The sequence below is a fragment of the Shinella sp. genome, assembly GCF_035998705.1.
In the GTDB taxonomy this organism is placed as follows: Bacteria; Pseudomonadota; Alphaproteobacteria; order Rhizobiales; family Rhizobiaceae; genus Shinella.
The window spans coordinates 325,850-348,173 of sequence record NZ_DASYHH010000033.1; the positions used below are offsets into that span (position 1 = coordinate 325,850).

Annotated in this window: 24 protein-coding genes; 15 read left to right on the top strand and 9 right to left on the bottom strand. The window is 63.4% G+C overall.

The genetic code is table 11. From position 1 onward, the window contains the following. Positions 1–301 precede the first annotated feature (301 nt). Positions 302–1,330 carry a PHB depolymerase family esterase gene (locus VGN93_RS29810; protein ID WP_327510485.1) on the bottom strand — a complete coding sequence of 343 codons (1,029 nt, stop codon included), beginning with the start codon at positions 1,328–1,330 and terminating at the stop codon, positions 302–304. A gap of 229 nt (positions 1,331–1,559) precedes the next feature. Between VGN93_RS29810 and VGN93_RS29815 the strand changes: the two genes are divergently transcribed. The 4 genes from VGN93_RS29815 (at position 1,560) to VGN93_RS29830 (ending at position 5,069) form a co-directional block, all read left to right on the top strand. Beyond that, positions 1,560–2,783 (top strand): acyl-CoA dehydrogenase, encoded by a 1,224-nt coding sequence (locus VGN93_RS29815; protein WP_327510486.1) that lies wholly within the window; start codon positions 1,560–1,562, stop codon positions 2,781–2,783. A 120-nt stretch (positions 2,784–2,903) separates the two neighbouring features. Beyond that, the gene (locus VGN93_RS29820) at positions 2,904–3,260 is read left to right on the top strand and encodes a hypothetical protein (RefSeq protein WP_319311194.1); all 357 of its coding nucleotides are present in this window, start codon (positions 2,904–2,906) and stop codon (positions 3,258–3,260) included. 131 nt (positions 3,261–3,391) lie between these two features. After that, complete coding sequence (locus VGN93_RS29825) at positions 3,392–3,823, top strand: PilZ domain-containing protein (protein ID WP_319311192.1); 432 nt, start codon at positions 3,392–3,394, stop codon at positions 3,821–3,823. A 124-nt stretch (positions 3,824–3,947) separates the two neighbouring features. After that, a complete protein-coding gene (locus VGN93_RS29830) occupies positions 3,948–5,069 on the top strand; it encodes a pyridoxal phosphate-dependent aminotransferase (protein ID WP_327510487.1) in 1,122 nt (373 codons plus the stop codon). Between the two features lie 83 nt (positions 5,070–5,152). Here the strand turns inward: VGN93_RS29830 and VGN93_RS29835 are convergent, their stop codons facing one another. Next, positions 5,153–5,422: a sel1 repeat family protein gene (locus VGN93_RS29835; RefSeq protein WP_327510488.1), complete on the bottom strand. Its 270-nt coding sequence runs from the start codon at positions 5,420–5,422 to the stop codon at positions 5,153–5,155. Between the two features lie 456 nt (positions 5,423–5,878). Here VGN93_RS29835 and VGN93_RS29840 point away from each other — a divergent pair, with 456 nt between their 5' ends. From VGN93_RS29840 to vapC, 7 genes are all read left to right on the top strand, one after another. Then, on the top strand, positions 5,879–6,217 hold the full coding sequence (locus VGN93_RS29840; protein ID WP_256120900.1) for a DUF2147 domain-containing protein: 339 nt from the start codon (positions 5,879–5,881) through the stop codon (positions 6,215–6,217). A gap of 170 nt (positions 6,218–6,387) precedes the next feature. Then, positions 6,388–6,552, top strand: a complete 165-nt coding sequence (locus VGN93_RS29845) for a hypothetical protein (protein WP_256120899.1) — start codon at positions 6,388–6,390, stop codon at positions 6,550–6,552. Between the two features lie 31 nt (positions 6,553–6,583). Beyond that, entirely contained in the window at positions 6,584–6,760 is a 177-nt protein-coding gene (locus tag VGN93_RS29850; RefSeq protein ID WP_256120898.1) for a hypothetical protein, read from the top strand. Positions 6,761–6,828: 68 nt separating this feature from the next. Beyond that, on the top strand, positions 6,829–7,149 hold the full coding sequence (locus VGN93_RS29855; protein WP_327510489.1) for a YnfA family protein: 321 nt from the start codon (positions 6,829–6,831) through the stop codon (positions 7,147–7,149). 60 nt (positions 7,150–7,209) lie between these two features. Further along, positions 7,210–8,712, top strand: a complete 1,503-nt coding sequence (locus tag VGN93_RS29860) for an AMP nucleosidase (RefSeq protein ID WP_327510490.1) — start codon at positions 7,210–7,212, stop codon at positions 8,710–8,712. Between the two features lie 59 nt (positions 8,713–8,771). Next, positions 8,772–9,002 (top strand): type II toxin-antitoxin system VapB family antitoxin, encoded by a 231-nt coding sequence (locus tag VGN93_RS29865; protein ID WP_319311176.1) that lies wholly within the window; start codon positions 8,772–8,774, stop codon positions 9,000–9,002. Next, the gene (gene vapC, locus VGN93_RS29870) at positions 8,999–9,388 is read left to right on the top strand and encodes a type II toxin-antitoxin system VapC family toxin (protein ID WP_327510491.1); all 390 of its coding nucleotides are present in this window, start codon (positions 8,999–9,001) and stop codon (positions 9,386–9,388) included. The genes VGN93_RS29865 and vapC overlap by 4 nt, the downstream gene beginning before the upstream one ends. A 6-nt stretch (positions 9,389–9,394) precedes the next feature. Here the strand turns inward: vapC and VGN93_RS29875 are convergent, their stop codons facing one another. Beyond that, complete coding sequence (locus VGN93_RS29875) at positions 9,395–10,768, bottom strand: aspartate aminotransferase family protein (RefSeq protein ID WP_327510492.1); 1,374 nt, start codon at positions 10,766–10,768, stop codon at positions 9,395–9,397. Between the two features lie 148 nt (positions 10,769–10,916). Between VGN93_RS29875 and VGN93_RS29880 the strand changes: the two genes are divergently transcribed. Then, positions 10,917–12,287, top strand: a complete 1,371-nt coding sequence (locus VGN93_RS29880; RefSeq protein ID WP_327510493.1) for a glutamine synthetase family protein — start codon at positions 10,917–10,919, stop codon at positions 12,285–12,287. A 192-nt stretch (positions 12,288–12,479) separates the two neighbouring features. Here VGN93_RS29880 and VGN93_RS29890 read toward each other — a convergent pair whose 3' ends face one another. Beyond that, positions 12,480–13,418, bottom strand: a complete 939-nt coding sequence (locus tag VGN93_RS29890; RefSeq protein ID WP_327510494.1) for a diacylglycerol kinase family protein — start codon at positions 13,416–13,418, stop codon at positions 12,480–12,482. Positions 13,419–13,771: 353 nt separating this feature from the next. On the opposite strand from VGN93_RS29890, the gene VGN93_RS29895 reads away from it, so the two are divergent. Continuing rightward, on the top strand, positions 13,772–15,010 hold the full coding sequence (locus VGN93_RS29895; RefSeq protein ID WP_327510495.1) for an MFS transporter: 1,239 nt from the start codon (positions 13,772–13,774) through the stop codon (positions 15,008–15,010). Positions 15,011–15,172: 162 nt separating this feature from the next. After that, the gene (locus tag VGN93_RS29900; RefSeq protein WP_327510496.1) at positions 15,173–15,589 is read left to right on the top strand and encodes a DoxX family protein; all 417 of its coding nucleotides are present in this window, start codon (positions 15,173–15,175) and stop codon (positions 15,587–15,589) included. A 108-nt stretch (positions 15,590–15,697) separates the two neighbouring features. Here the strand turns inward: VGN93_RS29900 and VGN93_RS29905 are convergent, their stop codons facing one another. Next, positions 15,698–16,168, bottom strand: a complete 471-nt coding sequence (locus tag VGN93_RS29905) for an Lrp/AsnC family transcriptional regulator (protein ID WP_319311150.1) — start codon at positions 16,166–16,168, stop codon at positions 15,698–15,700. A 139-nt stretch (positions 16,169–16,307) separates the two neighbouring features. Between VGN93_RS29905 and VGN93_RS29910 the strand changes: the two genes are divergently transcribed. After that, the gene (locus tag VGN93_RS29910; protein WP_327510497.1) at positions 16,308–17,216 is read left to right on the top strand and encodes a DMT family transporter; all 909 of its coding nucleotides are present in this window, start codon (positions 16,308–16,310) and stop codon (positions 17,214–17,216) included. Positions 17,217–17,281: 65 nt separating this feature from the next. Here VGN93_RS29910 and VGN93_RS29915 read toward each other — a convergent pair whose 3' ends face one another. From VGN93_RS29915 to VGN93_RS29930, 4 genes are all read right to left on the bottom strand, one after another. Further along, a complete protein-coding gene (locus VGN93_RS29915) occupies positions 17,282–18,169 on the bottom strand; it encodes a proline/glycine betaine ABC transporter permease (protein ID WP_319311144.1) in 888 nt (295 codons plus the stop codon). Between the two features lie 148 nt (positions 18,170–18,317). Beyond that, the gene (locus tag VGN93_RS29920; RefSeq protein ID WP_327510498.1) at positions 18,318–19,316 is read right to left on the bottom strand and encodes an ABC transporter substrate-binding protein; all 999 of its coding nucleotides are present in this window, start codon (positions 19,314–19,316) and stop codon (positions 18,318–18,320) included. A 345-nt stretch (positions 19,317–19,661) separates the two neighbouring features. Beyond that, positions 19,662–20,291, bottom strand: coding sequence for a L,D-transpeptidase (locus tag VGN93_RS29925; RefSeq protein ID WP_327510499.1), 630 nt, complete (start codon positions 20,289–20,291; stop codon positions 19,662–19,664). 289 nt (positions 20,292–20,580) lie between these two features. Next, on the bottom strand, positions 20,581–22,245 hold the full coding sequence (locus tag VGN93_RS29930; protein ID WP_327510500.1) for an electron transfer flavoprotein-ubiquinone oxidoreductase: 1,665 nt from the start codon (positions 22,243–22,245) through the stop codon (positions 20,581–20,583). Between the last annotated feature and the right edge of the window lie 79 nt (positions 22,246–22,324).

Genomic DNA, 22,324 nt, shown 5'->3' on the forward strand with positions numbered 1-22,324 from the left:
CGCATATGGAATTCGACTTTGCCGTTTTCCCCTTCTCCCCCGCGGGGAGAAGGTGGCCCGAAGGGTCGGATGAGGGGGTGGCTCGGATCGAGCCTTTGCGCCTTCGACCTCCCCCTCATCCGCCTGCCGGCACCTTCTCCCCGCGGGGGAGAAGGGGAAACGGCAACGGTTTCCCGCCATATGCGATAACCCTTCCATTGTGGGGGAGATGCCCGGCAGGCCAGAGGGAGGTAGCGGTCGAAGTCATGGCCGCAGGTGCAGCATTGTTTTCAAGCGCTTGCGGATGGAAACCCGCGGTGCTTTATTTCCGCCACTTGCGCGTCAGCCCCCATTCCTTGGCGATGTCCAGCGTCGAGGAGAAGCCTGCTTCCAGCATGAAGGGTTCGCCGGAGGTGGCGTAGCCGCCGCCCTCGCCGCGGGCGACGGGCGTGCCGTGGCCCATGCCGTCGATCTCGTGCAGGGTGACGAGGGGCTTGCCCTCCTTGTCGGGCCAGATGCGCGTTCGGCGGCCTTTCATGCGCTTTTCGACGAAGGCATCCTTCGGCAGGCGGTAGAGATCGCGCCATTGCTCGACCAGCGCATATCCGTTCGACAGCGCCACCGTCTCATCCGCCGTGCCGTGCCAGATGGAGATTGCCGGCTTGCGGGCGATGCTCGGCGAGACCGCGCGCACCAGATCGCCCCATTCCTCAGCCGTGCGATCCGGCGCCTCGCCCATGGCATCGAAGGCGCGGCTTGCGTCGCGGGCGGCACCGAAGGGCAGGCCGGCGATGATCGCGCCGCCGGCGAAGACGTCCGTATAATTGGCGAGCATGGCGGCCGTCATGGCGCCGCCGGCGGAAAGGCCGGTGATGAAGATGCGCTCCGGGTCGCTTGCCGCCCGTTCGACGGTATGCGCCACCGCCTGGCGGATCGACATCAGTTCACCGCGGTCGCGCGTCACTTCGCTTGGGCGGAACCAGGTGAAACAGAGCCGGGGGTTGTTGGCCTCGCGCTGCTGGGCGTAGACGACGGAAAAGCCGCGTTCCTCGGCAAGCGAGGCCCAGCCGGCCGCCCGATCGTAACTCTCGGCACTCTGCTGGCAACCGTGCAGCACCAGCACGAGCGGGCGCCCGGCGGGCAGGCCGTCCGGAATATGCTCGAACATGCGCAGACCGCCGGGATTGCTGCCGAAACCCACCACTTCGGTGAGCGTGGAAGATCCTGCCGGCCGCCGTCGGGCCGAGGGCGCCTTGCGTTCGGGTTCGCGGGAAAACGGCCAGAACAGATCGCTCAGCCGGGTTTCGGTCGGCACGAGCCGCTCGACCGATCGCTTGAAACGGTCACGCATGCTTGGCCTCCTCGTGGGGGAATTGCTCATTGTCAGGTTAATTGCTCATGCGAAGAGGCAGGATCAAGGCGGAAATGGAGAAATACACGGAAAGCTCATTCTCCAGGCTCATGAGGGCATTCATAAATAGCCAAAGTGTCGGCCTGCCCATTTCGTTCCCGGCCTTTCGGAGAGGAACCACCTGATGTAGCACTTCTGCAACGAAAAACTGCGACAGGATGGAATCCCCATGAGCGAGCACCACAGCGCCACTCCGCAACAGGCCCGCGCCAAGATGGCGCCCTTCGACTGGGCCGACCCCTTCCTGCTCGAAGACCAGCTGACCGAGGAAGAGCGCATGATCCGCGATACGGCGCGCGCCTATTGCCAGGACAAGCTCGCCTCGCGCGTTACCGAAGCCAACCGCCATGAGATCTTCCACCGCGAGATCATGAGCGAGATGGGCGAACTCGGCCTGCTCGGCCCGACCCTGCCGGAAGAATATGGCGGCGTCGGCGCCAACTACGTTTCCTACGGCCTCGTCGCCCGCGAAGTCGAGCGCGTCGATTCCGGTTATCGCTCCGCGATGTCCGTGCAGTCCTCGCTCGCCATGCACCCGATCTTCGCCTATGGCACGGAAGAGACCCGCCAGAAGTATCTGCCGAAGCTCGCCTCGGGCGAATGGGTCGGCTGTTTCGGCCTGACGGAGCCGGACCATGGCTCGGACCCCTCCTCCATGATCACCCGCGCCAGGAAGGTCGATGGCGGTTATCTCATCTCGGGCGCCAAGAACTGGATCACCAATTCGCCGATCGCCGATGTCGCGGTCGTCTGGGCGAAATCCGATGCGCATGAGGACAAGATCAAGGGCTTCGTGCTGGAACGCGGCATGAAGGGTTTCGAGACGCCGAAGATCGAGGGCAAGTTCTCGCTGCGCGCCTCCGTCACCGGCATGATCATGATGCAGGACGTCTTCGTTCCCGATGAGAACCTGCTGCCGGAAGTTTCGGGCCTTGCCGGCCCGTTCGGCTGCCTCAACCGTGCACGCTACGGCATCGCCTGGGGCGCCATGGGTGCGGCCGAATTCTGCTGGCATGCCGCGCGACAGTACACGCTCGACCGCAAGCAGTTCGGCAAGCCGCTCGCCGCCACCCAGCTCATCCAGAAGAAGCTCGCCGACATGGAGACCGAGATCTCGCTCGGCTTGCAGGGGGCGCTCCGCCTCGGCCGCCTGTTCGACGAACACCGGGCACCGGCCGAACTCATCTCGCTGATGAAGCGCAACAATTGCGGCAAGGCGCTCGACATCGCCCGCGTCTCGCGCGACATGCATGGCGGCAACGGCGTTTCGGACGAATATGGCGTCATCCGCCACGTCATGAACCTCGAAGCGGTCAACACCTACGAGGGCACGCACGACATCCACGCGCTGATCCTCGGCCGCGCCCAGACGGGCCTCCAGGCTTTCCAGTAAGCCTTTCCCGCCACTTGGAAATTCCCGCGGCCGCTCGTTCAAATACGAGTGGCCGCGTTCACGTTTTATCCATCCCGTTTCGGTACAGTTGAAACCCGGAAACAGAAGCGGGAGGGCGCCATGCCCCTCGACAGCATGCACGAGCAGCTTCACCTGCGCCACCCCAAGCGTAGCTTCGTCCAGTATCGCATCGACAAGCCCGGTTTCATCACCCCGATCGGCCATCATCTCAGCACGGCGATGCGTTACACCTGCCTGATCCGCAGCATGTCCAGCGCCGGCGCGGTGCTCTCCATCAACAAGGCGCTGGAACTGCCGGAGAATTTCTACCTGGAAATCCACGGCATCCGCGACGGGATCCCCTGCACGGAATTCAAGCGCGACGGCGAGGAGCTGGTGGTGCGCTTCAACATGTTCCTCGATACCGATTTCCTCGATCTCGTGCTCGGCCGCCACGCGCAAAAGCACGACGCCTGAGGGCGGCAGGCGCCAAAAAACCGGACGATTAAACTTTTAAGTTTTTGTTTTAACGAAACAAAATACTCGCCTGCGACACTCCTGCCATCTCTGTCGGACATGACGTCCCCCCCTTTGGGAGAAAAGCGGCAATGAGTGACGACGACACGAAGCGCTCCAGCGCGGGGCTTTACGAGCGGAAGTGGGAGCGTTTCGCGGTCAACCGGCAGGGCATGCTGATGACCGTCGGTTTCGACCTGATGGCGCCGAAGACGCGCAGCTGCAAGCTCGTGGACATTTCGGTCGGCGGCGCGAGCTTCACCGTCAGCACCACGATCGGCCTGCCGCTGCACTACTACCTCTCCATCGTCGGCGTCACGTCGCGCATCGGCTGTGCGGAGGTCTACCGCAACGACAACCGCATCGGCGTGCAGTTCATCAAGGAGATCGACGAGGAACTGCTGCGCCTGATCGTGCGCTCCGACTATTTCACCGGCGGCATCACCGGCAAGTTGAAGCAGTCGGAACGGCGCTACATGGTGGGCGTCGAAAAGAAGAGCGGCGTCGGCTCGGCCATCGGCTGACCAGCCCTCGTTTCGTCTTCACAAATTATTGGCTAGGGTACCCGCGGGAGAATCGATTCCGGCGGGCATTTTTGCGGCCGGCAAGCGGAAATCCCGACCGTTCCATCGATCCCAGGCGCTGTTCATGTCCGCATTCTCCCGCTTCACCGCCCTCGCCCAGACCCTGCCCTCGACGGTTCCCTTCGTCGGGCCGGAAGCCATCGAGCGCAACCGCGGCTTTGCCGTGCGTGCGCGCATCGGCGCGAACGAAAGCGGCTTCGGCCCCGCCCCCTCCGCGCTGGAGGCGATGCGGAAAGCGGCGGAAACGACTTGGATGTACAGCGACCCGGAGAATTTCGAGCTGCGCGAGGCGCTTGCCCTGCACCACGGCATTTCGCGCGACAATATCGCGGTCGGCGGCGGCATCGACGGCTTGCTCGGCGAGATCGTGCGGCTGGTCATCGAGCCCGGCGCGGCGGTGGTGACGTCGCTCGGCGGCTATCCCACCTTCAACTATCATGTGAACGGTTTTGCCGGCCGGCTCGTCACCGTGCCCTATGTCGCCGACCGGGAGGATCTCGACGGCCTGCTCGCCGCCGTGCGCCGGGAAAATGCGCCGCTCGTCTATTTCGCCAATCCGGACAATCCGATGGGAAGCTGGTGGGATGCCGACAATGTCGTCTCCTTCGCGCGCGCGCTGCCGGAAACGACGCTGCTCGTCCTCGACGAGGCTTATGGCGAGACGGCGCCGGCGGGCACCATTCCGTCGATCGATGCGCTGATCGGCCAGCCGAACGTGCTGCGCATGCGCACCTTCTCGAAGGCCTACGGCCTTGCCGGCGCGCGGATCGGCTATGCGATCGGCACGCTCGGCAATGCGCAGGCCTTCGACAAGATCCGAAATCATTTCGGCATGGCCCGGGTTTCGGTCCAGGCGGCGCTCGCCGCGCTGGAGAACCAGGCCTATCTTTCGGACGTCATCGCCCGCATCGCCGCATCCCGCGAGCGCATCTCGCGGATCGCGGCTTCCAACGGCTTGTCTCCGCTCGCCTCCGCCACCAATTTCGTCACCATCGATTGCGGCCGCGACGGCACCCACGCCCGCGCGATCGTCGATGGGTTGATGGAACATGGCGTCTTCATCCGCATGCCGGGCGTCGCCCCCCTCAACCGATGCATCCGCATCAGCGTCGGGCCGCAGGACGATATGGCGTTGCTCGAGGAAGCCTTGCCGCAGGTCTTGAAGGCAGTAGGCAGTAGGCAGTAGGATTTACGGGCGCGCTTGTTTTCACGGTCTTTTTCACGACGCCCGTCTCTACTGCCTATTGCCTAATTCCTATTGGCTCGCGCTCAATGCACCGTCATCCACTCGCGGGCGGCGCGCAGCGCCGAGGCGAGGTCGGTCTTGGTCATCGTCGCTGCGAGGTCGGCGCGCAGTTCTGCGGCGCGTTCACAACCCTTGATCGCAGCGATGTTGAGCCACTTGTGGGCCTGCACCACGTCGATGTCGCAGCCGCGACCCGTCGCATACATCAGGCCCATGTCGCAGAAGGTTTCAGCGCGGTTCTCACCGCCCGTCATGGCGGCCGTTTCGGTATTCTGAAAGTCAAAGCGTGCCATTTCGATTGTCCCTGTCTAACTGGTTTACTGCTTGTAATATCCTGTTTTACCTGCCCTTTCGGGCCTCCTCGGGCGCCTGCCGTCTTGTGCGGCCTTGGTCTTCCTTCAGAGTTTTGCCGGCCGGTTTTTCCGTGCTCGTCTTATGGCTCCACTATGCCGGCCGGGCTTCAAAATGCGCTTAAAATGCATGCTTAATTTGAGACAAACAAAGTCCAAACGCTTGGTAAATTTGGGTTTTCGTTAAACATCGGAACCGCTGGAAACCGGCGCATTCGTCTAAAAATTTACGGATTGTTCAACCGGCGATTTCAACCATTTGCTAACCACGCAAAACGGTCGGGTTTTTCCAGCCGGCAATTTTCGATGCTTCGCGAGCCCGGAATCCCGTCGATGAGTATATTTACCTTTACGTTCGCGTAAGATATCTTCCGGCTTTCGTTCTGGAGGAGGAAGAGAATGAAATTGAAGACATGGATCGCCGCCGCCCTGTTCGTCGTTCCGGGGGCCGCACTTGCGGCCGAGCCGATCGAGGGCAACTGGAAGACCGCCAGCGGCGAGACCGCGGCAATCGCCAAATGCGGCGGCAGTTTCTGCATCACGCTGAAGACCGGCAAACATGCCGGCAAGCGCATCGGCAAGCTGGACGGTTCCGGCGCCGACTATACCGGCTCGATCACCGACCCGGCGGCGGACAAGACCTATAGCGGCTCCGGTGCCGTCAGCGGCAATTCGCTGAAGATGAAGGGCTGCGTGCTGAAGGTGCTGTGCAAGTCGCAGACCTGGTCCAGGCTCTGAACGAAGACGCTCGAAACCAAAAGCCGGCACCCGCAAGCGCCGGCTTTTTTGTTTTCGGAAAAGCGCATTCACAGTCTTCCTGAACAGGAGATGAACCGACCTCTCAGGGAGCGTTCAGTCCCGCGGTGCAAAAAGGGTCACACCGAAACATTTGAATGAGGGACACACCAATGGACATCCTCGCACGCCGCCTCACGATCATCACCCTGCTGATGGCCATTTTCGCGATCATGCTCGCCGCCGCCGTCGAGACCGACTATCGCCGCAGCACGCACAACACCACCGGCAAGCTGGTGGCCTGCTCCGCCCCGCAGATGTGCCGCGCCTCGCTCTGATCCCGCCTTCTTCGACGCCTGGAAACCCGCAATGATCCCCGCCCTCCTCCACACTTCAGCCACCGCGCTGCGCATCCTCGCCCTCTCGGCGATGATGATCGCCCCGGTCGGCGCGCTTGCCTGGAGCAATGCGGGCGGCCTCGGCATCGAAAAGCAGGGCGCAGGCCTCGTGCTTTTCGTCACGCTCCAGCGCCAGTCGATGAGCTGAGACTGCACTACCCGCTCCATCAATCCGTGCTAAACCGGGCAGGCTTTCGCCACCAGCCCGGAGCACCGATGAAATCCCTTCTCGTCTTTTCCGCCGCCGCATTTGCCGAAATCGCCGGCTGCTTCGCCTTCTGGGCCTGGTGGCGGCTCGACAAGTCCGTGCTCTGGCTCGTGCCCGGCATGGCCTCGCTGGCGCTTTTCGGCTGGCTTCTCACCCAGGTCGACAGCGCCTTTGCCGGCCGCGCCTATGCCGCCTATGGGGGGGTCTATATCGCGGCATCGCTTCTCTGGTTGTGGTTCGCCGAGGGCATGCGGCCAGACCGCTTCGATGTCGCGGGCGCGGCCCTTGCGCTCGTCGGCGCCGGCATCATTCTCGCGGCACCGAGATAGGGCCTGTGGGCGCCTACAAGTTGTCGTTTGCTTGTAAAAAACGACGCACTATAATCGCGCATGAGCAAACGAATCTTCTCGCAAAAACCCCTTTCCTTCGCCACGCCGGACCCATACGAGCCCCGATCCTTCGACGATCCGGTGGCTGCGGTCGATGCCCTGCAGGCGCTCTACGACCGCAACACGGCCTTCCTGACCGACGCCTTCGTGGCGCTCGGCAAGGCCGGCACGCCGGAAAAGCGCTTCCGCGCCTGCTACCCGCAGGTCTCAATCGAGACGACCAGCTTCGGCCATGTCGATTCCCGTCTCTCCTACGGTTATGTCGCCTCCCCCGGCGTCTATACGACGACGATCACCCGGCCAAAGCTCTTCCGGCATTATCTCAAGGAACAGCTCGGCCTGCTGATGCGCAACCACGGCATCAGCGTCATCGTGTCGGAATCATTGACGCCGATCCCGCTGCACTTTGCCTTCGGCGAAGGCGCCTATGTCGAGGCGGAGATCGCGGAGGGCATCGAGCTGCCGCTGCGCGATCTTTTCGACGCACCGGACCTCACCACCACGGACGACGAGATCGCCAACGGCGCCTATGAGCCCGGCCCCGGCGAGCCCTCGCCGCTCGGGCCGTTCACCGCGCAACGCATCGATTATTCGCTCGCCCGCCTCAGCCACTACACGGCAACGAGTGCCCAGCATTTCCAGAATTTCGTGCTCTTCACCAACTACCAGTTCTATGTCGACGAATTCTGCGCCTGGGCCCGCCAGCAGATGGCCGAGGGCGGCAACGGCTACACGGCCTTCGTCGAGCCCGGCAATATCACCACGCCCGCCGGTGCCGACAAGCCGGAAACCGACGTCACGCTCGCCCGCCTGCCGCAGATGCCGGCCTATCACATCAAGAAGAAGGGCCATGGCGGCATCACGCTGGTCAATATCGGCGTCGGCCCCTCCAATGCCAAGACGATCACCGACCATATCGCCGTGCTGCGCCCGCATGCCTGGCTGATGCTCGGCCATTGCGCGGGCCTGCGCAACAGCCAGACGCTCGGCGACTACGTTCTCGCCCACGCCTATGTGCGCGAGGACCACGTACTCGACGACGATCTGCCCGTCTGGGTGCCGATCCCAGCGCTGGCCGAAGTGCAGGTGGCGCTGGAAAGTGCCGTGGAAGAGGTAACGGGTCTCGAAGGCTACGATCTCAAGCGCATCATGCGCACCGGCACCGTCGCCACGATCGACAACCGCAACTGGGAACTGCGCGACCAACGCGGCCCCGTAAAGCGCCTCTCCCAGTCCCGCGCCATCGCGCTCGACATGGAATCCGCCACCATCGCCGCCAACGGTTTCCGCTTCCGCGTGCCCTACGGCACCCTGCTCTGCGTGTCCGACAAGCCGCTGCATGGCGAATTGAAGCTGCCCGGCATGGCGACGGCGTTTTACCGCACGCAGGTCAACCAGCATCTGCGGATCGGTATAAGGGCACTGGAAAAGCTCGCGGGCATGCCGACGGAGAAGCTGCATTCGCGCAAACTCAGGAGCTTCTTCGAGACGGCGTTTCAGTAACGTTGTGAGCGATTGCGCCTTGGTGTATAATCACTCGTCTTTATACACACGAGGTCACCATGCGCACGAACATCGATCTTGATGAGGACTTGATCGCCAAGGCGATGGAGCTATCCGGCTTGCCGACGAAAAAAGCGACGGTCGAGCTCGCGCTCCGCCAATTCGTCGAAAACGGCTACCGGCGGCAGGCGCTGGATGAGTTGTGGGGAATCGGATGGGAAGGCGACCTCGACGCGATGCGTGAAAGCTGGGGGCCGCCTGATCGCCTCCGTGAAGACGCAGCGGAATGATCCTTGTCGACAGCTCGGTCTGGATTGCGTCCTTCCGCGGCGTCTCAACACCGGAAACGACACGACTGAAAACAATCACGGATCCTGCCGAGATCATCCTCGGCGACATTGTGATGCTGGAAATTCTGCAAGGTGCGGCAAGCGATTCGCACGCCGCAAACATTCAGAAGCGACTGGCGATGTTTGGCGTGGTTGCGTTGCTTTCCCCCGAGATTGCGGTCAAGGCGGCAGCCAACTTCAGAAAGTTGCGCTCAAAGGGGATAACCATCCGCAAGACGCCCGACCTCATCATCGGCACCTATTGCATGGAGCATGACCACAGCCTGCTCCATGCCGACAGGGATTTTAATCCGATGGCCGAGCATCTCGGCCTTCGGATCGCCTGAACCTTCTCAGGCCGTCATCACCTTCCAGGCATGTTCCAGCCCCTTGCGCGTGATGTCCACCATCTGGTCGACCTCCGCATGGCTGATGACGAGCGGCGGGGAGAAGAGCATGCGGTCACCGGTGGCGCGCAACACCAGGCCGTTTTCCAGGCAATGGTTGCGCACGGCGACGCCGGCTTTTTCCTTGTCCTCGAAACGCTTGCGGCTCGACTTGTCCTCGGCGAGCTGGACCGCCGCCATCAGGCCGACCTGCTGGATCTCGCCGACGATCGGCAGGTCTTCCAGCGATTTGAGGCCGGCGGCGAGATAGGGGCCGATATCGTCGTGCACGCGCTCGACGAGCTTTTCATCCTCGATGATGCGCAGGTTTTCGAGTGCGGCGGCAGCGCAGACCGGGTGGCCGGAATAGGTGAAACCGTGGTTGAAATCGCCGACCTCTTCCACCAGCACGTTGCCGACGCGGTCGGAGACCATGACGCCGCCGATCGGCAGATAGCCGGAGGAGAGGCCCTTGGCGATGGGTGCCAGGTCCGGCTCGACGCCGAAATGCTGGTGGCCGAACCAGTGGCCGGTGCGGCCGAAACCGCAGATCACTTCGTCGGCGACGAGCAGGATGTTGCGCGCCTTGCAGATGCGGGCGATTTCCGGCCAGTAGGTCGCGGGCGGCACGATGACGCCGCCGGCACCCTGGATCGGCTCGGCGACGAAGGCGGCGACATTGTCCTCGCCGAGTTCGTCGATCTTTTCCTCCAGCTGGCGCGCCATCTTCAGGCCGAATTCATCCGACGAAAGGTCGCCGCCCTCGGCATACCAGAAAGGCTGGTCGATGTGGTGGATGCCGGCGATCGGGAGATCCCCCTGCTCGTGCATCCACTTCATGCCGCCGAGCGAGGCACCGGCGACGGTGGAGCCGTGATAGCCGTTCTTGCGGGCGATGATCGCCTTCTTGGTCGGCTTGCCCATGGCGCCCCAATAGACGCGAGCCATGCGGAACCAGGTGTCGTTCGCCTCGGAGCCGGAACCGGTGAAGAAGACGCGGTTGATGTTTTCGCCGGCATGGGAGGTGATCTTCTGCGCCAGCAGCACGGCCGGCGGCGTCGTGGTGCCGAAGAACGTGTTGTAATAGGGCAGCTCGTTCATCTGGCGCATGACGGCGTCGGTGATCTCCTTGCGGCCATAACCGACATTGACGCACCAGAGGCCGGCGAAACCATCGAGATAGCGCTTGCCGTGGTTGTCGAAGATGTAGCAACCCTCGCCGCGCTCGATGATGCGCGTGCCGGTCGCGTTCAGCTTCTTCATGTCCGAAAAGGGATGAAGGTGATGGGCGGCATCGAGGGCACCGAGGTTGGATACGGCTGCTGCACTGCTGTTCGACATTTGAATACATCCTTAGGGGTAGGTCCCGCCTTATTGAACGGCGGGACAGAATGAGTTACGAAAATGCCCATACAACAGGCATTTGGCAAGAGATCGAGCGAAGGCAAAATTTCTTGTCCATGCTTCCCGCCAAAGCAAAGCAGGCACCATGACACAAAACACCAAGGCAGCCGGTTCGCCGCCCGCCAATGCGCCCATCAATGCCCAGCCCCGTATCGAAATCCTCCTCGTCGGCATGAATGGCGACCTGCGCGGCAAGCAGGTTCCGCTCGAAGGCGAGAAGAAAATCTGGGACGGTTCGGTGCGCCTGCCCTCCTCCACCCAGTCGCTCGACATCTGGGGCGACGACAATGACGACATCACGGGCCTGTCCCTTTCCGTCGGCGATCCCGATGGCGTGTGCATTCCCGACCGCCGGTCGCTCGCCGCCATGCCCTGGGCGCCGGAAGGCTCGCGCCAGGTGCTCGCCACCATGCACGAATTCGACGGCACCGCCTCCTTCATGGACCCGCGCGCCATTCTTGCGCGCATGGTGAAGCGTTTTGAAGACCGTGGCTTGACGCCGGTCGTCGCGACGGAACTCGAGTTCTACCTTGTGGAGGACGATTTTCGCGTGACCGGCAAGCCGCGCCCGCCGGCAGCGCTGATGTATCGCGACGAGCCGAACGGTTTCCAGCTCTACGACATGCGCGCGACGGATGCGCTCGACGACTATCTCCAGACGGTGCGCGCCTGGGCGAAGGACATGGAGCTGCCGGCGGATGCCACCACGGCGGAATTCGGCCCTGGCCAGTTCGAGATCAACCTGCTGCACCGCCCGGACGCGCTTGCCGCTGCCGACGACTGCATCTACCTGAAGCGCATCGCAGAACAGGCTGCGCGTCGCTTCGGGCTCAAATCCACCTGCATGGCAAAGCCCTATGCCGAACATGCGGGCTCGGGCCTGCACGTGCATTGCAGCGTCATCGACAAGGATGGCAAGAACATTCTGGATGCCAAGGGTGGCGATCCGGCAAAGCTGAAATCGGTCTGCGCCGGCATGTTGCGGACGATGCGCGATGCGCAGCTCGTCTTCGCGCCCTTCGCCAATTCCTACCGCCGCTTCCAGCCCGGCTCGTTTGCGCCGGTCGATCTCACTTGGGGTTTCGGCCACCGCGGCACCGCCATCCGCATTCCGGACAAGGACGGCCCGGCGGCGCGCGTCGAGCACCGCGTGGCGGGCGCCGACGTCAACCCCTACCTGCTGCTGACGGCCATCCTCGGCGGCATCCTGCTCGGCCTCGACGAGAACCTCGATCCGGGTCCGGTGACGGAGCCCGGCAAGGATGCGCCGGATGCCAAACGGCTGACGCACGACTTCCTGACGGCCGTGGAAGAATTTTCGGCCTCGCCCTTCATCAGGGACGCTTTTGGCGCGGAATACCAGAAGCTGTACGGCGATACGAAGCGCAAGGAAGCGATCGTCTACCTGCGCACGGTCTCGGATTTCGACTACCAGACGTATTTGCCGCGGATTTAGGGCCGTCGCGAATGCGGCTTACCCCCCTCTGCCCTGCCGGGCATCTCCCCCTCAAGGGGGGAGATCGGCAAGAGGCAAACACGGTGCTCCAGTCGCAACGTTTGAAGCGGGCGAGACGCTGCTCCATCCAATCTCCCCCCTTGAGGGGGAGATGCCCGGCAGGGCAGAGGGGGGTGCCTCGCCGACGCCGCGTCAAGCCGCCGCCGGTTCGCTCGTCGCCGCGGTGCTTGCCGCCACCTTCGGCACCATCACCTTCAACTCACCCGGATGCAGGCGGATCGAGACTTCGCGGTCCATCGGCAGCAGCTCGCCGTCGATAACGCAGTTGATGGCGCGGTCGACCTTGGGGAAATGCAGGTCGATTTCCGTGCCGGTCATTTCGATGACGTCGGCATTTTCGCGCAGTTTTCCGCGCAGGATGTCGAAGGCGAGTTTGGCGACGCCTGCGGGCTTCAGCGGCTTGGTCGTGTAGAAACCGAGATGGCCGCCGGTCGGGTCGTCGGCATAGAGCAGGCCGTTTTCGCCGAACCGGTTGTTCGAGACGTTGATGGCGGAGACCTTGCGGTGCTCTTCGACGCCATCGAGATTGAACTCCACTTCGAATTCCGGCGGATCCAGAATGACGCCGAAGGCGGCGCGCGTGTTGGCCGCGATCTTCCCGAGGCGCGAGCGATAGGTCATGGTATTGCGCAACCGGACCATGCGGGCATGCAGGCCGGCGGAAAACTGATGCACGAAGGCGCGGTCATCCGCCGTGCCGATGTCGGCGGCGGCAATATCGCCATCCGCCAGCGCATCGATCGCCTGCCAGATGTCGAGCGGAATGTTCAGCGAGCGGGCAAAAAGGTTCATCGTGCCGGCCGGAATGATGCCGAGCGGCATCTTGCTCTGCCAGGCAAGCCCGGCCGCGGCCGACACCGTGCCGTCGCCGCCGCCGGCGAGCATCGCATCGAGATCGGTGCGATCCGAACAGCGCCGCAGCGCCATCTCGATATCGGCCCCCTCGACGATATCGCAATCGAGATGGTGCCCCGCATCCGAAAAGACCTTTTCCGCGTGGCGGGCATAGGCCTCCATGTCGGTGGTGCGAAACGTGCCCCCGTCCTTGTTGAATATCGCCTGCACTCTCATTCGCATACTCCGCATCTCGGCCGAGAAAACGCCCAAGGGTGATTTTCGATCCATTAAATAGTCGAGAAAGCGGCGATTAACAGGCGATCGTGCAACAGAGTGCAATAAATCGTGAGCGCAAGTGCTTTCGGCCAAATGCGGGAGGGTGAAAATTCGCAGTAGGCAGCGCGGCTTGGTCTGATATATTGGCCGCCGGTCGCCTGCGTCGGGAGTACGCCTGCCGGCTGGACGATACCTTCCCCATCGTGGCCTTTCGGGCCGGACCAAACCGCATCAGCAGCCAGGAGGAGTGGCCGCCCTTGCCGGGTCTGTCGCCGATTTGCCGCGCCTGAGCAATTCCTGCGGAGCCACCCGTGTCCGAACATCCCCTGCCCCATGCCGTCCTCTCCTCCGGGCCGCCGCCGCTTTCCAGCCTCACCGTCACCCTGATCATCCTGGCGCTCGCCGTCGGCAGTTTCGGTATCGGCACCGGCGAATTCGCCATCATGGGCCTTCTGCCTGACGTCGCCGGCACGTTCGGCGTCACGACCGCCGAGGCGGGCTACGTCATCAGCGCCTATGCGCTCGGCGTCGTGGTCGGCGCGCCGGTCATCGCGGTCATCGGCGCCCGCTTCCGCCGCCGCGACCTGCTCTTGGTGCTGATGGGGCTTTTCGCCGCCGGCAATCTTGCCAGCGCGGTGGCGCCGAGCTTCCATAGCTTCATGCTGTTCCGCTTCCTCTCCGGCCTGCCGCACGGCGCCTATTTTGGGGTCGCGGCGCTCGTTGCCGCCTCCATGGTGCCGGTCAACAAGCGCACGCAGGCGGTCGGCAAGGTCATGCTCGGCCTTACGCTTGCAACGCTGATCGGCACGCCGCTCGCCGCCTATTTCGGGCAGTTGCTCGACTGGCAGTACATGTTCGTCGCCGTCGGCATCACCGGGCTCTTGACGGTCGCGCTGATCGCCCTCTTCCTGCCGCGCGACAAGCGGCCGAGGGGCATCAATGCGCTGACCGAGCTCGGCGCCCTGAAGCGCAAGCAGGTCTGGCTGACGCTCGGCATCGCCGCCACCGGGTTTTGCGGCATGTTCGCCGTCTTCACCTATATTTCGCCCATTGTCACCGAGGTCGCCGGTCTCAACGTCAACATGGTGCCGGTCATCATGGCGATCTTCGGCTGCGGCATGATCGTCGGCAACATCTTCGGCGCCAAGCTCGCCGACATTTCGCTGATGCGCACCATCGGCTGCTCGCTGGCGCTTTATGTCTTCGTCCTGGTCGCTCTCTCGCTGACGGCCGAGAACCCCGTCCTGCTCGGCGTCTGCTGTTTCCTCATCGGGTGCAGCTTCGTCGTCGGCCCGGCGCTCCAGACGCGGCTGATGGATGTCGCCGGCGATGCGCAGACGCTCGCGGCCGCCCTCAACCATTCGGCCTTCAATGTCGCCAATGCGCTCGGCGCGCTGCTCGGCGGCCTGGCGATCAGCGGCGGTTACGGCTACGGCTCGATGGGTTTCGTCGGTGCCGCGACGGCCGTCATCGGCCTCGGCGTCTTCCTCGTCTCGCTGACGCTGGAAAAGATCGATCGCGAAGCGACGCCGGTCTGCCCGGCGGAATGATCCGGCCGGATCGAAACCACCAGACGGCGCCCCTTCGGGCGCCGCTTTCGTTTGTGCGGGCCTGTTACCAAGGTGACAAAACCGCGCCTGAACTCTGCTAGACATAGGTCATCGCAGCCCGCAAATTCCCCTGCAGCCCATGCATTCCATCGGAGCCCCAGAATGTCCGCCCTCATCGAAAACATTACCGGCAGCCGCGTCTTCGGCTTCCTCGCCCGCACGATCCTCACCTCGATGTTCTGGCTCTCCGGCATCGCGAAACTCGCTGATTTCAACGCAGGCGTCGCCGAGATGGCGCATTTCGGGCTGGAGCCGGCGACGGGTTTCAACATCGCCGTCGCCATCACCCAACTGGTCGGCTCGGCGCTGATCATCGCCAACCGCTGGACCTGGCTCGGCGCCGGCATGCTCGCCGTCTTCACGGCGCTGACCATCCCGATCGCACATAATTTCTGGACCATGCAGGAGCCGATACGCACGATCGAATTCTACGTGGTGATGGAACACATCACCGTCATCGGCGCGCTGATGGTCGTCGCCTGGAAATCCGCGAAAGCGCCTGTCGCCTCTGCGCATTGACGACAGGTCGGGCGTCGCCCCTTCTCCGGGGGTGGCGTCCCCGGACGGCCCCGCCTCTCCGGCCGTCCCAACCGCCCCGACGCCTCTCGTCGGGGCGGTTTTCTTGCGTTAGATCGACGGGAGCTTCAGGGGGCCGCCCGTCTTGATGCTGCGGATCGCGAAATTGGAGCGGATATCGGTGACGCCGGGCATGGCGAGCAGTGTTTCGGTCAGGAGCCGCTCGTAGGCCGAGAGATCCTCGACCACCACTTCCGCCAGGAAATCGGCATTGCCGGAAATCAGGAAGCAGGACACTACTTCCGGAATGGCGAGCAGCGCCTCCTGCTGGGCCATGGCGTTTTCCTTGCTGTGCCGGCCCACCTTGATCTCGACGAAGACGGTGAGGCCGAGGCCGACCTCCTTGCGGTCGATATCGGCGCGGTAGCCGCGCAGCACGCCGGATTTCTCCAGGTTGCGGATACGGCGCAGGCACGGCGACGGCGAAAGGTTCACCCGCTCGGCGATTTCGACATTCGTCGCGCGCGCATCCTCCTGAAGCACCTTCAGGATGGCGATATCGAATTTATCGAGATTTGGCATTTTTCGAAACTTTCCTCGCCGATTTTGGCATGATCCTGCGTATTCTATAGTCCAGGAGGCATAAGTCGCAAGGACATGCCTCGGCCTCCGGCGCTAGAGTCTGGCCATGAATTGAGCCACCGCCGAAAGGACAATTACCATGGCCATGATCTCGCTTTCGTCCGGAGGGAAATCCAATCCGCAGGTCGCCGGTTATGCCGGCGCGGTCGTCACGGTGCTGATCTGGGCGACCTGGGTGCTGGCGACGCGCCACACCGCGGCAACGCCGCTTAGCACCGTCGATATCGGCCTCATCCGCTACGGCGTGCCGGCCATCCTGCTCGCGCCGATCTGGCTGAAGACCGGATTGCTGCCGAAGGATGTGCCGCTGAAACTCGTCGTCGTTATGGTGGCGGGCGCGGGTGCGCTGTTTTTCCAGGTGACGGCCGCGGCGCTGCACGTGACGCCCGCCGCACCCGGCGGCATCCTGCTGGGCGGCTCGATGCCGCTTGCGACCGCGCTGATCGGCATCGTGCTGTTCGGCGAGCGGCCGGACCGCATGCGCCTTGCCGGTCTTGCCGCCATCGTCGCCGGTGTCGTGATCCTTTTGGCCGCCAGCCTGCAGAAGAGCGGCATGACGATGACCGGTTTCGTGCTTTTGCCGCTCGGCGCCGTGCTCTGGGCCGGCTTCACCCATGCCTTCCGCCGCTCGGGGCTGAGCGCGCTGGAGGGTGCCGCCCTCATTGCCGTCTGGTCGTTCCTGATCCATCTCGTGCTCGCCGCCGTCTACGGCACGCATCTCGGCCAGGCCTCGCTCTCCGACCTCGCGCTCCAGGTGACGAGCCAGGGCATCCTCTCCGGCCTCATCGCCACCTTCGCCTATGGCACCGCCATCCGCGCGCTCGGCGGCAGCCAGGCCGCCGCCTTCACCGCGATTACGCCGGTGCTGGCAACGCTCGGCGGCGCGGTCTTCCTCGGCGAAAGCTTTGGGGCGGCGGAAATCACCGCGGCGCTGGTCGTCGGTGCGGGCGTGGTGCTTTCGACCGGATTGTTCTCGCGCAAGCACTGATGTCCAAAAACAAAAAGGGCGCCCGCGGCTTGTCACCGGGGCGCCCTTTTTCGTGTCCGCGCGAATCAGCCGTGGATGATCTCGCGGTGTTTTTGCAGGCGTTTGCCGAAGGCCTGGCTGACGCGGTCGAAGATGATCGCGATGCCGACGATGGCCAGCCCGTTGAAGATGCCGAGGGTGAAATACTGGTTGGAGATCGCCTTCAGCACCGGCTGGCCGAGGCCCTGCACGCCGATCATCGAGGCGATGACCACCATGGCGAGCGCCATCATGATCGTCTGGTTGATACCGGCCATGATGGTGGGAAGCGCCAGCGGCATCTGCACGTTCTTCAGCTTCTGCCAACTCGACGAGCCGAAGGCGTCGGCCGCCTCCAGCACGTCCTTGTCGACGAGGCGGATGCCGAGATTGGTGAGGCGGATCATCGGCGGGATGGCGTAGATGACCACCGCGATCAGCCCCGGCACCTTGCCGATGCCGAGCAGCATGACGACCGGGATGAGGTAGACGAAACTCGGCATGGTCTGCATGACGTCGAGCACCGGGTTGATCACACCCTGCAAGCGATCCGAGCGCGACATGAGGATGCCGATCGGGATGCCGATGACGATCGACAGGACCGTACAGACGAAGATCATCGACACCGTCTTCATCGTATCGTCCCACATGTCGAAATAACCGATGACAAGCAGCGTTCCGACGGCACCGGCGACGATCTTCCAGTTGCGGCTGGCGAACCACGCGACGGCCGCGATCAGCAGGATGATGATCGGCCAGGGGGTGCGCGTCATGAAACGCTCGGACCAGATGAGAAAATGCTGCAACGGCACGAAAATGGTTTCGATGCTGTCGCCATAGGCGCGGGTGAAGGCGCGAAAGCCTTCATCGATCACCTTCTTGAGGTCGCGAAGGGTGCCCGCGTCCATCGTCGGAAATTTCGTGAACCATTCCATATCGAACCCCTTCCGGCTTCGACCAATCTGTGCCGGTCTTTAAGCCAACCCTGATGCATGTCGCCGGGATGTGCGCATCGGTTTGCGCCAACGGCATGCGCTAAAACGAAGGGCGGCGCGCCCGAGGACGCGCCGCCCGATGGCGTGATCAGAGAGCAGCCTTGATCTTTTCGGCGGCTTCCGGCGAGACCCAGTCCTTCCAGAGGGCTTCGTTCTCTTCCAGGAAGTGCTTGGCGCCATCGTCGCCGCTCGCCTGGTTGTCGGTCATCCAGGCCATCAGCTTGTTGACCGTGTCGTTGCTCCACGAACGCTTGTTCAGGTAGCCCATGACATCGGCGCCGGCGCGCTCGGAGAAGGTTTTCGTCACCAGCGTCTGGACCTTGTCCTTCGGCCAGTCGTTCTTCTTCGGGTCTGCGCAATCGGCAACCGTGTTGCAGCGCTTCCACTCGGCGGCGTCGTAGGGAACGCCGTGTTCGAGCTTCACCATTTCGTATTTGCCGAGAAGGGCCGTCGGCGCCCAATAATAGCCGACCCAGCCGTACTTGCGCTCGTAGGCCTTGGCGATCGAGCCGTCGAGGCCGGCGGCCGAGCCCGTGTCGACCAGCGTGAAGTTCGCGCCTTCGCCGCCATAGGCCTTGTAGAGCTGGCCGGTCACCACCGTGCCGCCCCAGCCCTGCGGGCCGTTGTGCACGGCGCCCTTCGACTTGTCCTCCGGATCCGGGAACAGTTCGGGGTGCTTCAGCGCGTCGTCGATCGTCTTGATGTCCGGGTTGGCGTCGGCGATGTATTTCGGGATCCACCAGCCCTGCACGGCGGCGTCGGAAAGGGCAACGGCAGCACCGATCAGCTTGCCTTCCTCGATGCCGCGGTTGACGACGTCGGGCAGCAGGTCGACCCAGCCTTCCGGCGCAAGATCCGGCTCGCCCTTCTCGATCATCGAGGTGATGGTCGGCACCGTGTCGCCGACGATGACTTCGGCGTTGCAGCCGTAGCCTTCGGTGAGGATGAACTTGTCGAGTGCGGCGAGAACCTCGGCGCTCTGCCAGTTCATGCTGGCGATGGTCACGTCGCCGCATTCGGCGCGCGCCGCACCCGTCATGGCGAAAAGGCCAGCGACGAGGCAGGTGGAAGCAAGAAGATGTTTCATATCCGTTCCCTCATTTCGGCGGTGTCATTGTGCCGACAAGGGCCCGCTGCACCGCCGGCGCCGGGCCCGTGATCCTCTGCGGGTCTGTCGCGACAGGCCGGCCGAAAGCCCTGCATGTTCGCGATACCGCATCTTCGACTTTTGCAGCTACGCGGTCGAATGCCGGTACGAATGCGTCTGCCATTGACCTCTATGCGTCATGGAGGGGTCAATTTTTCGAGACCGGCCCGACTTTGTCCGAACCGGGGATCACGCGGGCAATGGTATGATACAATTCAGCTTTTTCAAACCGCAAAACGAAAAAAGCCGGCATGTGCCGGCCTCTCCCGTTGCGACATGGCGCGATCAGGCCTCGCGGCGGCCCTGGATGACCTGCACGCGGCCGCCGACCGCGACGCGCTGGTAAAGATCGATCACGTCGTGGTTGAGCATGCGCACGCAGCCGCTCGACATGGCCTGGCCGATCGACCATGGCTGGTTGGTGCCGTGGATGCGGAACATGGTGTCGTTGCCGCCCTGGTAGAGGTAGATGGCGCGGGCGCCGAGCGGGTTGTTGAGGCCGCCGGGCACGCCGCTGGCATATTTCAGGTTCTTGCCGGGATCGCGGCGGATCATGTTCGGCGTCGGCGTCCAGGTCGGCCATTCCGCCTTGCGGCCGATAATGGCACCGCCGGCGAGCGAATAGCCCTGGCGGCCGACACCGATGCCGTAGCGCATCGCCCGGCCATTGCCGAGCACGTAATAGAGACGGCGCTCCGGCGTATCGACGACGACGGTGCCGGCAGCATGACGGGTGTCATAGGCGACTTCCTGGCGGCGAAGCTCCGGCTTGACCTTGTCGAGCGGCATCGCCTTCAGCGGGTGCCGCTCGTCCAGCCGGTCGCCGTAATTGGCGCGGTCGCTGGTGCCGTTCGTCGCGCAGCCGGCGAGCAATGCGGATGCGCCGAGCAGGAATCCCCGGCGGGAAATCGACATGGTTAAAGCCCCTTGAATATATGATCCTCGGGGCTGAGAATTATGCGGTTATGGTTAATCGACGGTTAAGCGGCGCGCTGCGGTTGCAGGAACGATTAACGAGCGTGGCAACAAAAAGGCCGCCTTGCGAGGGCGGCCCTGGCTGTCCGGAAACCTTGCTCCACACTCCGTCATCCTCGGGCTCGACCCGAGGATCCATGCCACAAATGCAGGGTTGTCCGCGAAGTGTGGATCCTCGGGTCAAGCCCGAGGATGACGAAAGAGAGGGAAGAGCAATCCGCTACGTCGCTCACATATTGGGATAGACCGGCCCCTCGCCGCCCTGCGGCGGCACCCAGTTGATGTTCTGGTTGGGGTCCTTGATGTCGCAGGTCTTGCAGTGGACGCAGTTCTGCGCGTTGATCACGAAGACGTCCTTGCCGTCCTTCTCCACCCATTCGTAGACGCCGGCGGGACAGTAGCGGGTGGACGGGCCGGCATAGACGTCGAGTTCGGAGGTCTTCTGCAGCTCCGGGTTCTTCACCTGCAGGTGGACCGGCTGGTCTTCCTCGTGGTTGGTGTTCGACAGGAAGACCGAGGAGAGACGATCGAAGGTCAGCACACCGTCGGGCTTCGGATAGTCGATGCGCTTGTGTTTTGCCGCCGGTTCGAGCGACTGGGCGTCCGTCTTGCCGTGTTTCAGCGTGCCGAAGATCGAGCCGCCGAACAGCGTGTTCGTCCACATGTCGAGGCCACCGAGCGCCACGCCGAGCGCCGTGCCGAGCTTCGACCACAGCGGCTTGACGTTCCTGACCTTGCGCAGGTCCGACCCGATGGCGCTGTCGCGCCAGCCCTGCTCGATCTCGATCGGCTCGTCATTGGCGCGGCCATGGGCAATCGCATCCGCCAGCTTTTCGGCGGCGAGGATGCCGGACAGCACTGCATTGTGGCTGCCCTTGATGCGCGGCACGTTGACGAAGCCGGCCGAGCAGCCGATCAGCGCGCCGCCGGGGAAGGACAGTTTCGGCACCGACTGGTAGCCGCCCTCGGTGATGGCGCGCGCACCATAGGAGAGCCGCTTGCCGCCTTCGAAGGTGCCGCGGATCGCCGGATGCGTCTTGAAGCGCTGGAATTCCTCGAAGGGGTAGAGATAGGGGTTCTTGTAGTTGAGGTGCACCACGAAGCCGACGGCGACGAGATTGTCTTCCAGGTGATAGAGGAAGGAACCGCCGCCGGTCTTCATGCCGAGCGGCCAGCCGAACGAGTGCTGCACGAGGCCGGGCTTGTGGTTCTCCGGCTTGACCTGCCAGAGCTCCTTCAGGCCGATGCCGAACTTCTGGGGTTCGCGATCCTTCTGGAGATCGAATTTGGAGATGAGCTGCTTGGCGAGCGAGCCGCGCACGCCTTCGCCGATCAGCGTGTATTTGCCGAGAAGCTCCATGCCGCGGGTAAAATTCGGGCCGGGCTCGCCGTTGCGCTCGATGCCCATGTCGCCGGTGGCGACGCCGATCACCGCGCCCTCGTCATTGTAGAGCACTTCGGTGGCGGCAAAGCCGGGATAGATCTCGACGCCGAGTTCTTCCGCCTTGGTCGCCAGCCACCGACAGACATTGCCGAGCGAGACGATGTAGTTGCCGTGGTTGTTCATCAGCGGCGGCATGGCGAAGTTCGGCAGGCGCACGGAGCCGGCAGGACCCAGCAGCAGGAAATGGTCGTCCGTCACTTCGGTCTTGAAGGGGTGGCTGTCATCGGCGCGCCAATCGGGCAGCAGGCGGTCGATGCCGATCGGATCGACGACGGCGCCGGAGAGGATGTGGGCGCCGACTTCCGAGCCCTTTTCGAGCACGACGACGGTGAGGTCAGGATTGACCTGCTTCAGCCGGATCGCGGCCGCCAGGCCCGCCGGCCCCGCACCGACGATCACAACGTCGAATTCCATGCTCTCGCGTTCGGGGAGTTCCATTGCTTCGCTCATCCGTCTTCTCCACCCGCAACCCATCAAAAGCCACGGTATTCCCTCGGGTCGGCCTCATGTCGGCACCTGTCATGGCAAA